Raw genomic sequence first — 14,547 nt, forward strand, 5'->3', positions numbered from 1 at the left:
TCATGCTCGCGACACCGCGAATTGCATCTGTTGCGGGCTTCGGGTCTCGCTCTCGCGGCAGATCGCCAAAACCTCGGCGAGCACCGCGCGGGTATCGCGCGGATCGATTACACCGTCGTCGAGCATCCGCGCCGACGTCGCGAACACGTCCATCTGGCCGTTGAACACCGCGGTGATCCCCGCCTTCATCTGATCGAGCTTGTCGCGGTCGACCGGCACGCCTTTGCGCGCCGCGCCCGCTTCGGCGACGATCGCCATGGTCTCGGCGGCCTGCTCACCGCCCATCACCGCGGTCCTGGCGTTCGGCCAGGAGAAGCAGAACCGCGGATGGAAGCCGCGGCCGCACATGCCGTAATTTCCGGCGCCGAACGAGGCGCCGCAATAGATCGTGATCTGCGGCACTGAGGCCGAGGTCACCGCCTGGATCATCTTCGAGCCGTGCTTGATCATGCCGGCCTCTTCGTAGGCCTTGCCGACGATGTAGCCGGTGGTGTTGTTGAGATACAGGATCGGCGTGCGCGACTGGCAGCACGCCTGGATGAAATGCGTCGCCTTGTTGGCGCCCGCGGGATCAAGCGGGCCGTTATTGGTGATGATGCCGATCGGCTGGCCGACGATCTTGGCATGGCCACACACCGTGGCGGAGCCGTAGTTCGGCGCCATCTCGGTGAAGTCGGAGCCATCGACGATGCGGGCGATCACCTGGCGCATGTCGACCGGCCGCTTGTGGTCGCTCGGCATGATGCCGAGCAGTTCTTCGGCGTCGTACAGCGGCGGGTGATAGTCCGCAGGGTCCGGCCCCGGCCCCGAGCGATCCCACGGCAGTCCGGCCATGATGTCGCGCGCGATCCGCAGCGCGTCGCGGTCGTCTTCGGCCAAGTAATCGCCGAGCCCGGAAATCGAAGTGTGCATCTCGGCACCGCCGAGTTCTTCCTCGGTGGCGATTTCCCCCGTCGCCGCCTTCAGCAGCGGCGGCCCGGCGAGAAACGCCCGCGTCCGGCCGCGCACCATCACGATGTAGTCCGACAGCCCGGTCTGATACGCGCCGCCGGCGGTCGACGAGCCGTGCGTTACGGTGACGACCGGCAGCCCCGCCGCCGACATCCGGGCCAGATTCCGAAAGATGTTGCCGCCGCGGACAAAGTCCTCGACCCGGTAGCGCAGCAGATTGGCGCCGGCGCTTTCGACCAGTTGCACGAATGGCAACTTGTTCTCCAGCGCCAGCTCCTGGATACGCAGCGTCTTGTCGAGCCCGAAAGGCTGCAGCGCACCGGCGTCGATGCCGGAATCATTGGCGCTGATCATGCAGCGAATCCCGGCGACATAGCCGATGCCGCCGATCACGCCGCCGCCCGGCGTGCTCTTGTCGGCGTTGTTGGTGTCGAACATGTAGCCGGCGAGCGTCGACAATTCGAGAAACGGCGTGCCCGGATCCAGCACCAGCGCGACCCGCTCGCGCGGCAGCAGCTGGCCGCGCTTGTGGAAGCGCTCGGCGGAGGCCGCCGAGGCGGTGCGCGCCCGCGCTTCCAGCATCCGCATCCGCTCGATCAGCGCCAGCATGCCGTCGCGATTGGCGCGAAACCCTTCACTGCCCGGCGCGACGGTGGATTCGATAATTGCCATTCAGCTTGTCCTTGTTATTCCGAACGCCTCGAAACGTAGACCTCTCCGGAATCTCTCCGCTCTCTTTTGTCATTCCGGGGCGCGCGAAGCGCGAGCCCGGAATCCATAATCACTGCAGGGTATGGATTCCGGGCCTGCGCCGCTGCGCGGCGCATCCCGGAATGACACACTCCATTGTTTTGCCTTACGCTGTCTGCCCCAGCATGAAGTAATCGGCGTGCTGGTTGCGCAGTTCGACCTTGCGCAGCTTGCCGGTCGCGGTCATCGGCATGTCGTCGACGATCTGTACCAGCTTTGGCACCTGGAAGCCGCCGAGCGTCTTGCGGCAATGCTCGATCAACTCCGCGTCCGTCGCGGCCGCGCCCGGCTTGAGCTTGACGAAGCCCGACACCGCTTCGCCCCATTGCGGATGCGGCAGGCCGACCACCGCAGCGTTCATCACCGCCGGATGCGCCAGCAGCGTCTCCTCGATCTTGACCGAGGCGACGTTCTCGCCGCCGGACTTGATCATGTCTTTCTTGCGGTCGAGGAACAGCACCTCGCCGTGCTCGTCGATCAGCGCCAGATCGCCGGTGTGATGCCAGCCGAATTTTCGGGCCGCTTCGGTGGCCTCGGGGTCCTTGTAGTAGCCGAGCATCACGTTGGGCCCGCGGTGCACGATCTCACCGACCTCGCCGACCGGCAGCAGATTGCCGTTGTCGTCCATGATCGCGGTCTCGTTGACCATGGTCGACTCGCCCCAGTAATTGCCGAAGCGGGCGAGCTGGCGGTCCGGCTGCGACATCGTCGTCGCCGGATACATCTCGGTCTGGCCCGACGGCTGCACGAAGGTCGGGCACAGCTCGGCAATGGCGCGCTCCAGCAGCGGCCGCGGCATCGGCGCCATGGTGGTGATGCAGCAGCGCAGCGTTGACAGGTCGAATTCGCCGCGCCGCGGATGGTCGAGGATCACCTGGTACATCAACGGCAGGCCAATGAACACGGTGAGCTTGTCGCGCTGGATCGCCTCCATGCAAGCGACCGGATCGAAGCCGCGCATCAACGCCATCTTGCCGCCGACCGCGAGATAGGACAGCAGCACGACATGCGCGGCGCAGTGGAACAGCGGAAACTGTCCGGTGATGCCGTCGCTCCGCGACAGCTGCATTTCGATCGCGTTGCTCATCACCGCCATCACCACCGCGAGATGGCAGTGCATCGCGCCCTTCGGCCGCGACGTGGTGCCGGAGGTGTAGATGATCATCGCCAGATCGCGATCGTCGAATGCGATCTCCGGCTCGATGTCGGACTGGCCTTCGATCAGGTCGCCAAAGCTCTGCAGCCCGGCGTCTGCGGCCTTGCCGGTGAGATCGACCGCGATCAGCGCGATGCCGCGCTGCTCGAGCGCGGTGCGGCGCTCGGGCTGGGCATGCAGATTGTCGTCAATCAGCGCGAATTTCACTTCAGCATGGTCGAGGATGTAACTCATGTCGCCGGGGCCGAGCATGGTGTTGATCGGCACCCAGACCAGGCCGGCGCGGTGAATGCCGAACAGCGCTTTAACGAACTCGACCGAGTTGTTGCAGATCGTCGAGATCTTGTCGCCTGGCTTCAGACCACGGGCGACCAGATAGTTGGCGAAGCGGTTGGCGTCACGTTCGAGCTCCTTGTAGCTGACCTGGCGCGCGCCATCGGTCAGCGCGATCCGATTGGCGAAGCGGATCGCCGATTTGCGCAAGATGTCGCCGATCGCCACCCGGCCGATCCGCCCCGGCCCCGGCACGCCGCCGGTCGCTTCGAGATTGGTCATGATACTCCCTCGGATGTGAGGCAGCTCTTGCGGCTGCTTGGGTTGGTGATGCTTTTTTGTTTGTCGTTCCGGGGCGCGCGTAGCGCGAACCCGGAACCTCGGACGAGCAGAACATCTCGGGATTCCGGGTTCACGCCGCTGCGCGGCGCGCCCCGGAATGACGCCGCCTCAGTGCAGGATGCCGTAAATCTTCCGCGCCTCGTCCGGGCTGGCGATCTCGCGGCCGGCGCGGCGGGCGCAGCCGGCGATTTCTTCGATCAGTTGGCCATTCGACGTCACTTTCTCGCCGTTGGCGAGATAGAACGTATCCTCGAGCCCGGTGCGCAGATGGCCGCCGTGGTCGGCGCAGGCCTGATGCAGCGGCCAGATCTCGGCGCGGCCGATCGCGGTGACCTGCCAATGCGCGTCGGGGCGCTTCAGCTTCAGGATGATCGGCAGCAGATCGGGATCGGCCGGCATGCCGGAGGCGACGCCCATCACGAAGTTGTATTCGAGCGGCCCGTCATACATGCCGTTCTGCACATACATGCCGACGCAGCGGACGATGCCGACGTCGAAGCATTCGAATTCCGGAATCGTGCCGGCGTCCTTCATGGCGCCAAGGAAATCCTGGATCTTCTCGACCGAGTTGTCGAACATCATCGGCGGCCAGGCCCAGCTGTTATCGGCCTTGACCTTGAGATAGTTCAGCGAGCCGGCGTTGCAGGCGGCGATCTCGGGCCTCGTCTCGCGAATGCAGGCGAGCGGCCCTTCGTAGTGCGGGCCCGACGTGCCGGAGGTGTGATTGATGATAACGCCGGGACAGGCTTCACGGATCGCCTGCTGGATCTCGCGCGACACCGCGATATCCCAAGTCGGCAGATGGCCCTTGTCGGGGCGCTGATCGCGCAGATGGATGTGCATGATCGAGGCGCCGGCGTTGAACGCTGCCTTGGCCTCGCGCGCCATCTCCTCCGGCGTCACCGGCACGTGGTGCTGTTTCGGATCAGTCAGCACGCCGTTCAGCGAGCAGGTGATTACGGCCTTGTCGCTCATTCCTCATCGACCCTTTCGGTGATGCTGCGCGCGCGAACACGCGGGCGCAAACCAGTCGACGAGGATGATGCGGAAGCCGCGGTTGTGCATCTTGCGTGCACGCGCTGCTACGCGCCGGGGGCCTCGCTCACGGGCGTCCCTGGCGAAATTCCGCAATGCCGGCGCCGTGCGGATCGCTGCGCCAGATCGCCAGATCGCGCGAGCCGGAAAAGATCGCACGCGGCTGCAGCCCGTAGAAGCGCCGGATCGAATGGCTGAAGTGGGTCGAATCCGGGTAGCCGATATCCTGCGCCAGATGCGCGAGGTTGATCTCGGCATTGACGAAGTGCAGCAGATGCCGCGCCCGCTTCCAGGCGCGCAGCGCGCGAAACGAGACGCCAGTCTCATCCTTGAACAGATGCAAGAAGCGCGACTGCGACAGACTCGCCGCGACCGCGCAATCTTCCGCTGTCACCGCCGCACCTGAGATATCATTGAGCCGGGCAAGCGCGCCCGCGATGCGGCGATCGATCCGGCGCGTCGGCAACGCTTCGCCGAAGAAGAGTCGGTCAAATTCCGACGTGGTGAAGCCTTCGCGCCGTCCGGTTGCCACCAGCGAGCGATACGCCTGCCGCACCCGCTCAGCCAGCGCGCCGTCGCTAGCGCCGACGATCCGCGCGCCAAGCGCGGCCATCGGCGCAGGCAGCACCGTCTCTGGCTCGATCACCAGACAGATCACGCTGCGGCTATCGGATTCGACATTATGGGGGACATAGGGCGGGACGAAAGCCGTGGCACCGGTTTGCGCCTGCCCGTCCTCGATCGTCACCCGCAACTCGCCGTGCAGCGAAACGTAAATCGAGAAGGCGCCGCTGGTGCGGCGGCGCGGTCGGCCGAGCAGACCGGCGTAGAACACCCGTTCAGGGCTGATCAGCATCAGGCGTCCGGACGCTGGACATGCCTCGTCACTCATGGGTCCTCCCGGGATCTGCACCCGTTTCCGCACAAGGTGCGGCGCCCTCTTGCGGGGCGGGCGCAGAATACAGCATCGCGGGGCGTTGTCACCGGGCGTGATTGCCGCGGAAATCGAGCCCCCGGCTCAACTCAGGCGCGACGCGGCACCTTATGCTCGTCGCCGGCCCGGGTTTCCGCCTCGACTGCCCGGCGATAGCCGTCGCGCTGCTGCACGCGCTGCCAATAGGCAGCAACGTTCGGCCCGAACTGCTTGGACAGGCCGAGATTGTCCGCCAGCCGCAACGCGTAGCCGATCACCACGTCGGCGGCGGTGAAGCGGTTCTGCGACAGCCATTCGGTCTGCCCCGTGGCGGCCTCGACGGCCCGCAGCCGGCCGAGAAACCATTTGGCGTAGTCCTCGACCACCTGTGGCTGCCGCCGTTCGTTCGGCTCCAGTGTGCCGTAGCGCAGCACGAGCGTCTGCGGAAACGTCAGCGTCGCGTCGCTGAAGAACATCCAGTTCAGATAGCCGCCGTAGTCACTCTCGCTGACGTCGACCACCAGCGGCGTCGGCCCGTGCTTGGTGCCGAGATAGTGGCAGATGCCGGACGACTCCGTCATCTTGGTGTCGCCGTCGATCATGAACGGAATGGTGCCGAGCGGATTGATCGCCAGATACTCCTTGGCAAGCGCCCGCGGCGGAAACGGCAACATCTTGAGCTCGTAGTCGAGCCCCATCTCCTCGAGCATCCACAACGGCCGAAACGACCGTGCGCCGTGGCAGTGATACAGAGTGATCATCGATTTCCCTCCCTCTCGGCATCAATTTTCTTATGAGCAAGTCGCCTGCCGCAGACGAAGTGCGCTCCCTCGCCCCGCCGTTGCGGGGAGAGGGTTGGGGTGAGGGGCGACGCGAGCACTGACTCTCGGCCGTGCGGAGACGCCCCCTCACCCGGATTGCTGCGCAATCCGACCTCTCCCCGCGCGCGGGGAGAGGTGAATCCGCGGCGCGACCTTACTGCCGAGCGGGCAGCGTGCCCATCGCCTTGCAGAGGATGCCGAGCATCACCTCGTCGGCGCCGCCGCCAATCGAGGTCAGGCGGCTGTCGCGATAGGAGCGCGTCACCAGCGTCTCGTTCATGAAGCCCATGCCGCCCCAGAACTGCAGGCAGGCGTCCGGCAGTTCGCGGCCGAGCCGCCCCGCCTTCAGCTTGGCCATGGTGGCGAGCTGGGTGACGTCCTCGCCCGCCACCAGCTGTTCGGCAGCGCGGTAGATCAGCGAGCGCAGCAGCTCGACCTCGGTCTGCAGCTCGGCAAGACGGAAGTGAATCACCTGATTGTCCAGCAGCGGTTTGCCGAATGCCTTGCGGCTGCGGGTGTAGTCGATAGTGTCCTGAATGGTCTTTTCGTGCGACTTGATGCAGGCGGCCGCGCCCCACAGCCGCTCCTCCTGGAACTGCACCATCTGGTAGACGAAGCCCTTGCCCTCTTCGCCGATGCGGTTGCGCTTCGGCACGCGGACCTCGTCGAAATGGATCTGCGCGGTGTCGGACGAGCGCATCCCCATCTTGTCGAGCTTACGCGCGATGGTCACGCCCTTGGTCTTCATCGGCACGCAGATCAGCGATTTGTTACGATGGATCGGGCCGTCGCCGGTGTTGCACAAGAGGCAAATCCAGTCGGCCTGCGTGCCGTTGGTGATCCACATCTTGCCGCCGGAGATGACGTAGTCGTCACCATCCGAGCGCGCCGTGGTCTTGATCGCGGCGACGTCGGAGCCGGCGCTGGGTTCGGACACGCCGATGCAGGCGACGTAGTCGCCGGCGATGGAGGGAGCGAGGAATTCCTTGCGCAGTTCGTCGGAGCCGAACTTCGCCAAGGCCGGTGTCGCCATGTCGGTCTGCACGCCGATCGCCATCGGCACGCCGCCGCAATTGATGGCGCCGAGCTCCTCGGCCATCATCAGCGCGTAGGAGTAGTCGAGCCCCTGCCCGCCGTATTCGACCGGCTTGTTGAGCCCGAGAAAGCCGAGGTCGCCGAGCTTCTTGAACAGCTCGTGCGCCGGAAAGATGCCGTCCCGCTCCCACTCCTCGACATGCGGATTGATGTCGCTGGCGATGAACTTCTGCAGGACGCGGCGCGGTTCTTCGTGTTCTTGGCTGAATAGCATTGGTCTCTTCCCTCGTCATTCCGGGGCGCCCGCCGCAGGCGGACGAACCCGGAATCTCGTTTGTTATTATCGGTCGTCATTCCGGGGCGCGCGTAGCGCGAGCCCGGAATCCATAATCACCGACGGTGGTTATGGATTCCGGACTTGCTCCCTTCGGTCGCAATCCGGAATGACGAACTTGGAAATCACGTTCACAATCCCATCTGCCGGCTGGCGAGGTCCTTCATGATCTCCTCGGTGCCGCCGCCGATGGCGTTGACCTTGACGTCGCGGTAGATGCGCTCCACCTTCACGCCGCGCATGTAGCCGGCGCCGCCGAAGATCTGCACCGCTTCCGAGGCGCAGAACGCCATGGTCTGGGTCGCCTGGTTCTTCAGCATGCAGATTTCCGCGATCGGGCTTTCGCCCTGCTGGACGCGCCAGGCGAGCAGCTCCAGCATCGCCTGCGACGCGGCGATCTTCTGCGCCATGTCGACCAGCTTGTGGCGGATCACCTGGTGCTTGGACAGCGGCTTGCCGAAGGTGACGCGCTCCTTGGCGTAGGCGACCGCCTCGTCCAGGCAGACTCGCGACGCCGCGATGCAGCCGGCCGCCATCGTCAGGCGCTCGCTGTTGAAGTTCTGCATGATGATCATGAAGCCGGCGCCTTCCTGCCCCAGCAGGTTGCCGGCCGGCACGCGGCAATTGTCGAAATGCAGCGTTGCGGTATCGGACGCCCACCAGCCCATCTTTTTCAGCGGCGTCCGCGTCAGGCCCGGCGTGTCGCCCGGGATCAGTAGCAGGCTGACACCGCCCGGCCCGTCGCCGCCGGTGCGCACCGCGGTGGTGATGTGGTCGGCCCGCATACCGGAGGTGATGAACGTCTTCTCGCCAGTCACCAGGTAGTGGTCGCCCTCGCGTACCGCGCGGGTACGCAGATTGGCGACGTCCGAACCGCCGGACGGTTCGGTGATCGCGAGCGCCGAGATCTTCTTGCCGGACAAAATTTCCGGCAGCACACGCGCCTTGAGCTCGGGCGACCCGGCCCGCGCGATCGGCGGTGCGCCGATCGAATGACTGTTGAGGCTGGCACTGACGCCGCCGGCGCCGGCCCGGGCCAGTTCCTGCGTCGCCACGATCCACATGAATTGGTCAGTCGGCGTGCCGCCGTACTCCTCGGGAAAACCGAGCCCAAGCAGCCCGATTGCAGCCGCCTTCTCATACAGTTCGCGAGGGAAGCCGCCCGCCTCGTCCCATTCGGTGGCGAAAGGCTCGATTTCCTTCTGGACGAAGCGACGCACCACGTCGCGAAAGGCCATGTGATCGGCGGTGTAGAACAGGGAATCGGTCAAAACGGCACCCGGGCAGCTCGCGTGGGGCGAGGATGCCGGGAAAGCGTCGGCCTCACTTGCGTCGAGACGCTGACGGTGCCGCAGCTCGGCCGGGGTGAATTACCGCCGCCTCTGCTCGGCGATGTATGCCGCAATATTTCGAGCCTCGATTCGGCTGAGTGCCATCGTCTCCATCTTCGGATGCGGGTCGAGCAGGAACGTTGCGATCTTGTCCTCGTCGAAGCCCGGCCGCGCCGCAATCGACGCAAACGACGGCACCAGGTCGGTGCCCTTCCGTTGATCCTCCGAGACCAGACGGCAGCTCGAGCACCAACGCTTCGCCAGCGTCTCGCCGTTGACCGCGTCGGCTGCCAAAGATGGACCGTGGGCGCCGGCGAGCAGCGTCAAAGTCAGGAACAGTGCGCGCATCTCGATCCTCTCGTGCAGGGCGGCTCGTTTTTGCCCGCCCCGTCGCTGTTTAGCGCACCGGTTCCACAAACGATAGCTGGCCAATTGTTCAGGATACCGCTCGCTGCCCACAGCGCTCAAAATGTTTCCCGCGAAGAGAAAAGATGCTTAATTGCTACTCGATGGCGACTACCTCTGACCTTTCACGCCGATGCTGACGGCCCAGCGCGACTCGCTCCGACTGCTGCGCGCGATCCTGCTTGCCTCGGTGATCCTGCCTGCAGCCCTGTTCAGCTACGCGGCCTGGCTCGCTTATCGGTCCAACGAGGACAGTGCCGAGCGGCAGATCGACAAGACCCGCGACATCGTCACCGAGCATGCGCTGAAAATCTTCGAATCGGTTGAACGGTCGATCGCAGAGACGGCGGAAATCATCCGCGGCATGTCGGACGACCAGATCCGCGCCGAGCAGTCGGTGCTGCACGACCGCCTGAAGCGGCTGTCCGACGGGTCCGAGCAGATCAAGTCGATGTGGATTTTCGACAAGGACGGGCAGGCCCTGGTCAACAGCATTCTGTACCCGTCGCCGCCGGGAAGTTTCGCCGACCGCGACTACTTCAAGGGGCCGATGGAGCACGACGTCGGTGTATTCGTCGGTCGCACGCTGCAGCCGCGGCCGCCGTTCGGCGGCGCACCGTTTTTCAGCGTCAGCATGCGGCGCCCGGCCCCGGACGGCAGCTTCGTCGGCGTCATCAATGCCTCGGTGCTGCCAGATTACTTCGAGGGCTTCTACGCCAAGGTCGGCCGTGACAGCGGCAGCTACGCAGCGCTGGTCCGCGAAGACGGCGCTATTCTGGCGCGGTATCCAGCAATCGATAGCAACGACCTCACCGTGAAGACCGATGGCCTGATTGGCCGGGCGATGACCGCTGGCAGCGTAGAAGGCACCGTCACCGTCGTGTCGGCGCTGGACGGCATCGAGCGACGCGTCGCCTACCGAAAACTGCCGAAGCTCCCGGTGTACGTCTATGCAGGCCTGGAGACACGCGCAATTCGCAACATGTGGCTGTCGCAGCTCGGCGCCTATCTGCTGGTCGGCCTGCCCGCCACCGCCGCGCTGATCGCGATCGTGGTGCTGGCACTCGCAAGGACCCGCCGGCTCTACGAGGAAGCTGGCCGCCGTGCCGTCGCCGAGAAGGCGCTGAAGCAATCGCAACGGCTCGAATCGCTCGGACGCCTAACCGGCGGCGTCGCGCACGACTTCAACAATCTGCTGATGGTGGTCGGCGGCTCGGTGCAAAAGCTGCGGCGACGTCACACCGATCTGCAGGATCGACGTACGTTCGACATGATCGATTCGGCAGTTGCGAAAGGCGCCGGGTTGACCCGTCAACTGCTGTCCTTCTCGCGGCGCCACAACGTTGCGGCCAAGCTCGTCGACCTCGGCGACGCCGTGTCGAAGTTTGCCGACGTGCTTCGCCAGTCGGTGCGCAGCGACACCACGATCGTGATCGAGCCGCCACCTGAGCCGGTCGTGGTGCAGATCGACCCGAACGAATTCGAGATCGCGCTGCTCAACCTCGCGCTCAATGCACGCGACGCGATGCCGGAGGGCGGCCGGATCACCGTCTCGATCCGCACCGAGACGTTGAAGAATTTCGGCCCGCGGCGGCTCACCGGGGAGTACGCGATCCTAGGATTCGCCGACACCGGCGTTGGCATCCCGATGGAGATCCGCGATCGGATCTTCGAGCCTTTCTTTACCACCAAGCCGGTCGACCGGGGCACTGGGCTGGGGCTGAGCCAGATTTACGGCTTCGTCCAGCAATCCAACGGCGCAATCACGCTCGAGAGCGAGATCGGGCGCGGCACCCGGTTCGATCTGTTCTTCCCCCGCTCGACCGACGTCGCGGTGGAAGAGGCCGAGGACGCCGATGCAATGCCTGCGCTGACCGGCAAGCACACGCTGTTGCTGGTCGAAGACCATCCCGACGTCGCCGCGGTGGCAGCCGACTACGCCGAGCAATGCGGTTTCACCGTGGTGAAGGCCGCGTCTGCGGAAATTGCGCTCGACCTTTTGAATCGCCGGAAGGACATCGACATGGTGTTCAGCGATATCGTGATGCCGGGGATGAGTGGCATCGAGCTGGCCCGGCTGATCCGCGATCATCATCCGGAAATGCCGGTTGTCCTGGCTTCGGGCTATAGCGATCGCAGCGCCTCCGCGCTGGCCGAAGGCTTCACCTTGCTGCAGAAGCCGTACACGCTGAATACGTTGCGCAAAGCGCTGGCGCAGGCGATCCAAACAGCTCGGTCATCGGCAGCAGAATAGCGCGGCTACGCGCCCTAAGCGAAAGGCGGCAACGCTGAGCGCTGCCGCCTTGCCGTTGGAGCCCGTTGAGTGGACCGTGAAGGCGTCGCCTTACCAGTGGCGGTGGTGGCGATAGCCGTAGCGCGGCCCGCCGATATAGCCGGCGCGGATCACAGGACCGCGGCCATAATAGCCGTAGGAGGACCGATAGCCGCCATACGGCCGATAGCCCCCGCCGTAGTACACCGCGCGCGGGCGGGCGTAGTAGCGCGGGCCGCCGTAGCCCCAGCCGCCGCCATAATAAGCGGGGCCACCGTAGTACCCGACGTAGCTCGGACCGTAGCCGTAGTACGGGCCACCGCCATAATAGCCGCCGTACCCGTAACCCGGGCCCCAACCGTAGCCACCGGAAGCAGCGCCCGCAATCAGCGCGCCTGCCGCGATACCGCCGATGAGAGCCGGAGCAAAGCCGCGCTGTGCCTGCGCCGGAGCTGCCGCGGTGACCACCGCAAGGGTCGCGGCTGCACCGAGAACCAGAGCTGTCTTCTTCATGTCGAATTCCTTTGCAACGTTGCAGTTTGTCCATAACCGCGTTTGATTTGAAAAGTTGCCGGAACCGCTCGTTCACACTTCAGAAAGCCTCGGTTTTTCGCGTACGGCGCCGCGCGAAGCCGGAGGCTGAGAGCACAGCGGCATCGAGTTGGAGGCGTGGCTCAGGTTTTCGAGCTGGCCGGAGGTTGAGCGGTCACAATATTGAGCTTGGTCAACTCGTCCGGCTTGAACACGAACAGCCGATCCTTCGGAGTTTCCATCGCGTGGATCCACACCTGCAGATCGATGCCCATATCGGCCAGATACCGCTGGCAGCGCGCGGAGATGCGCTGCGCATCGCTCATCTGGTCGCGCGGAACAGGGGTAACCTCCGCCGATTTGGCCGCGAACACCTGATGCACGCCAATCGCTGCTTTATCGCCGGCGCGGCGTTCCAACCCGCCGAAGAACACCAGCGGACATGATGACGCACAGTATTTGCCGGCCTCCACCGACGTTGCGAGTTTCCGCTCCCGGATCAGACGGCCCATCGTCAACGCATCGCTGACTGACCCACCCGGCGAGTTCAGCACCACTGTCTTGATGTATTCGCCGTGGCGTTCGATCGCAGCCGCGAAGGTTTGCGCGGTCCCGGGCGTGATGGTGCCGACTGCCATCAGCCGGTTGCCGCTCACCAGATCGAAGGTCATCGGCTTGCCGAGCGCACCGTCCGATTGCGGCACCGGGGCGAGCCGATCGCGTCCCGGCAGCCAAGGCGACAGGATGTCCGGCAGCGAAGGCAGGCCGCCGGGGACTGTTTCGCGCTGCACAGCGGGAGAAGCAGCCCCCTCTTCCGGCGGGATCCAGCCATTGGAGCTGGCGAGGTCAAAGGCAAGCGCTCCGATCGACGCCGCCACCAGCCCACGAAACACCAAGCGGAGCACGGCGTCGTCAGGATTTCCCGCCAGCCAGCGATGGAAGCGCTGTATCAGGTTGCTCATGACCGTGCTTACTTGACGTGCCGCGCCGAGGACAGGGCGGTGACGTTCTCGTCTGTCGCAGCGCCCCCAGGCTCATTCACCGGCTCGGCCACTTCGCGCTGCGGTTCTGACGTCTCGTGCACGGCACGGCTGGCTTGCTCGACCTCGCGCGCCATCTTCAACGCGGCCATCATCTCGGCCGCCGTCATGGAAGAAGCGCTCGCCACCGGCAAACCTTCCCGGCGGATCGCGGCGTGGACCACGCACAGGATCAGCACCAGCACCGCTGGCATCAGGTCGATCGAGATCGCGCCCGCCCAACTTGGAATGAAATCACCGGCGTAACGCAGCACGGCCTCGGCGGGCGACATCGCCTGGAACCGGGCCGGTTCGATCCGCGGCATGTCGAGAATCTTGTCAGCCGCGCCGGCGAGCGACGCCGCCTGCGCGGCAATCGCGCTTTCGACCTTGCCGACCACCGCCGTCTGGCGTTCGGCGAGATCGACGCTGCGACCTCCGGCCGAGGGTGCGATGAAGGTCGAAGACAATGAGGCCGCGGCACGCTTCACTGCGGGCGCGACGGAGGTCTGCTGCAGATTGGCGATCACGCCCATCAGCGCCAGCGATTCGGTGGCAAAGCCGTCGCTGCGCTCGCTGATCGGGCCGCGATCCGACACCAGTTCGCGCATCTTGGCGAGGTGCTTGCCGCCCTCCTCAAACAGCGTGGCGACGCGTTTGCCGGAGGCTTCGACTTCCTTGCCGAGGCTGTCGAGCTGACCGGACATCTGCGTGAGAAGCTGCACCACCGTACCGGATCCCGAGGTACCGGTCAGCGAACCGGCGCGTTCGGCGTCTGCGAGCTTGGCGAAGCGCGACGCCGCGATCTGAATGTCCGGCAACAGGCCCTGTGCGGCGATCGCGTTGCTGTTCGCCGCGTCGAGGTCGCGCGTGTAGTCCTGCACCGTGATGGCGAGATGCTGCCGGATCGCGGCAGCGCCGGCCAGCGCCGACGCGTTCAACCAGGACGACATCGCGACGATCATCAACGAGCCGAAAATCATGCAGCCGAACATCAACACGCGGCCGGTGCGATCGACCACGTGCGGCATGAACTGCATCAGGAAGACCCAGAATGCGTAGATGCCGACCGACACCGCGACGGAATAGATCAGCGCCGCGAAGAACACCGTGGTCGGGCTGCCGTTGAGCAGTTCGCGCACGCCGAGATAGGTGTAGACGCCGGCGCCCAACGCAAGGATGGCGGTGGTGAGCTTCAGCATCACCTCGAGCTTGTCGACGCCGCGGGACAGCAGCAATGCAACCGGAATCGTGGTGGTGGGGAGATTGGGGACGGACGAAGCGGCGGCCGGCTCGACGGCAGGGGGCATGGCAAATCCGAGTGATGCGACAACTAACGCACGACCGACGCCCCCGCAGGCTCGTGCGTTGCAACGATT

Annotated in this window: 12 protein-coding genes; 1 reads left to right on the forward strand and 11 read right to left on the reverse strand. The window is 65.1% G+C overall.

Annotated features, from left to right (window positions below; genetic code table 11):
• The 8 genes from D4Q52_RS14020 to D4Q52_RS14055 form a co-directional block, all read right to left on the reverse strand.
• Window positions 1-1,623: an acyl-CoA carboxylase subunit beta gene (locus D4Q52_RS14020; protein WP_119857189.1), complete on the reverse strand. Its 1,623-nt coding sequence runs from the start codon at window positions 1,621-1,623 to the stop codon at window positions 1-3.
• Window positions 1,624-1,807: 184 nt separating this feature from the next.
• Window positions 1,808-3,412, reverse strand: a complete 1,605-nt coding sequence (locus D4Q52_RS14025) for an AMP-binding protein (protein WP_119857190.1) — start codon at window positions 3,410-3,412, stop codon at window positions 1,808-1,810.
• A gap of 168 nt (window positions 3,413-3,580) precedes the next feature.
• The gene (locus tag D4Q52_RS14030; protein ID WP_119857191.1) at window positions 3,581-4,447 is read right to left on the reverse strand and encodes a 3-keto-5-aminohexanoate cleavage protein; all 867 of its coding nucleotides are present in this window, start codon (window positions 4,445-4,447) and stop codon (window positions 3,581-3,583) included.
• A gap of 127 nt (window positions 4,448-4,574) precedes the next feature.
• Window positions 4,575-5,399, reverse strand: coding sequence for a helix-turn-helix domain-containing protein (locus D4Q52_RS14035; protein ID WP_119857192.1), 825 nt, complete (start codon window positions 5,397-5,399; stop codon window positions 4,575-4,577).
• Window positions 5,400-5,530: 131 nt separating this feature from the next.
• Window positions 5,531-6,181, reverse strand: a complete 651-nt coding sequence (locus D4Q52_RS14040; RefSeq protein WP_119857193.1) for a glutathione S-transferase family protein — start codon at window positions 6,179-6,181, stop codon at window positions 5,531-5,533.
• Window positions 6,182-6,395: 214 nt separating this feature from the next.
• Entirely contained in the window at window positions 6,396-7,550 is a 1,155-nt protein-coding gene (locus tag D4Q52_RS14045) for an acyl-CoA dehydrogenase family protein (protein ID WP_119857194.1), read from the reverse strand.
• A 191-nt stretch (window positions 7,551-7,741) separates the two neighbouring features.
• Entirely contained in the window at window positions 7,742-8,881 is a 1,140-nt protein-coding gene (locus D4Q52_RS14050) for an acyl-CoA dehydrogenase family protein (RefSeq protein ID WP_119857195.1), read from the reverse strand.
• A gap of 99 nt (window positions 8,882-8,980) precedes the next feature.
• Entirely contained in the window at window positions 8,981-9,409 is a 429-nt protein-coding gene (locus tag D4Q52_RS14055; RefSeq protein WP_349627411.1) for a cytochrome c, read from the reverse strand.
• 70 nt (window positions 9,410-9,479) lie between these two features.
• On the opposite strand from D4Q52_RS14055, the gene D4Q52_RS14060 reads away from it, so the two are divergent.
• Window positions 9,480-11,600 carry a hybrid sensor histidine kinase/response regulator gene (locus D4Q52_RS14060; protein ID WP_119857197.1) on the forward strand — a complete coding sequence of 707 codons (2,121 nt, stop codon included), beginning with the start codon at window positions 9,480-9,482 and terminating at the stop codon, window positions 11,598-11,600.
• Window positions 11,601-11,690: 90 nt separating this feature from the next.
• Here the strand turns inward: D4Q52_RS14060 and D4Q52_RS14065 are convergent, their stop codons facing one another.
• The 3 genes from D4Q52_RS14065 to D4Q52_RS14075 form a co-directional block, all read right to left on the reverse strand.
• Complete coding sequence (locus tag D4Q52_RS14065) at window positions 11,691-12,131, reverse strand: hypothetical protein (RefSeq protein ID WP_119857198.1); 441 nt, start codon at window positions 12,129-12,131, stop codon at window positions 11,691-11,693.
• Between the two features lie 161 nt (window positions 12,132-12,292).
• Window positions 12,293-13,111 (reverse strand): hypothetical protein, encoded by an 819-nt coding sequence (locus D4Q52_RS14070; protein WP_119857199.1) that lies wholly within the window; start codon window positions 13,109-13,111, stop codon window positions 12,293-12,295.
• A gap of 8 nt (window positions 13,112-13,119) precedes the next feature.
• Window positions 13,120-14,478 (reverse strand): hypothetical protein, encoded by a 1,359-nt coding sequence (locus tag D4Q52_RS14075; protein ID WP_119857200.1) that lies wholly within the window; start codon window positions 14,476-14,478, stop codon window positions 13,120-13,122.
• Window positions 14,479-14,547: the final 69 nt, after the last annotated feature.

This window comes from Rhodopseudomonas palustris (genome assembly GCF_003591005.1).
Taxonomy (GTDB): Bacteria; Pseudomonadota; Alphaproteobacteria; order Rhizobiales; family Xanthobacteraceae; genus Rhodopseudomonas; species Rhodopseudomonas palustris_K.

What these genes read in the sequence shown, in the direction of transcription:
- D4Q52_RS14020 (WP_119857189.1), bottom strand. Translation starts at nt 1,623, where the DNA reads ATGGCAATTATCGAATCCACCGTCGCGCCGGGCAGTGAAGGGTTTCGC.
- D4Q52_RS14025 (WP_119857190.1), bottom strand. Translation starts at nt 3,412, where the DNA reads ATGACCAATCTCGAAGCGACCGGCGGCGTGCCGGGGCCGGGGCGGATC.
- D4Q52_RS14030 (WP_119857191.1), bottom strand. Translation starts at nt 4,447, where the DNA reads ATGAGCGACAAGGCCGTAATCACCTGCTCGCTGAACGGCGTGCTGACT.
- D4Q52_RS14035 (WP_119857192.1), bottom strand. Translation starts at nt 5,399, where the DNA reads ATGAGTGACGAGGCATGTCCAGCGTCCGGACGCCTGATGCTGATCAGC.
- D4Q52_RS14040 (WP_119857193.1), bottom strand. Translation starts at nt 6,181, where the DNA reads ATGATCACTCTGTATCACTGCCACGGCGCACGGTCGTTTCGGCCGTTG.
- D4Q52_RS14045 (WP_119857194.1), bottom strand. Translation starts at nt 7,550, where the DNA reads ATGCTATTCAGCCAAGAACACGAAGAACCGCGCCGCGTCCTGCAGAAG.
- D4Q52_RS14060 (WP_119857197.1), top strand. Translation starts at nt 9,480, where the DNA reads ATGCTGACGGCCCAGCGCGACTCGCTCCGACTGCTGCGCGCGATCCTG.
- D4Q52_RS14065 (WP_119857198.1), bottom strand. Translation starts at nt 12,131, where the DNA reads ATGAAGAAGACAGCTCTGGTTCTCGGTGCAGCCGCGACCCTTGCGGTG.
- D4Q52_RS14070 (WP_119857199.1), bottom strand. Translation starts at nt 13,111, where the DNA reads ATGAGCAACCTGATACAGCGCTTCCATCGCTGGCTGGCGGGAAATCCT.
- D4Q52_RS14075 (WP_119857200.1), bottom strand. Translation starts at nt 14,478, where the DNA reads ATGCCCCCTGCCGTCGAGCCGGCCGCCGCTTCGTCCGTCCCCAATCTC.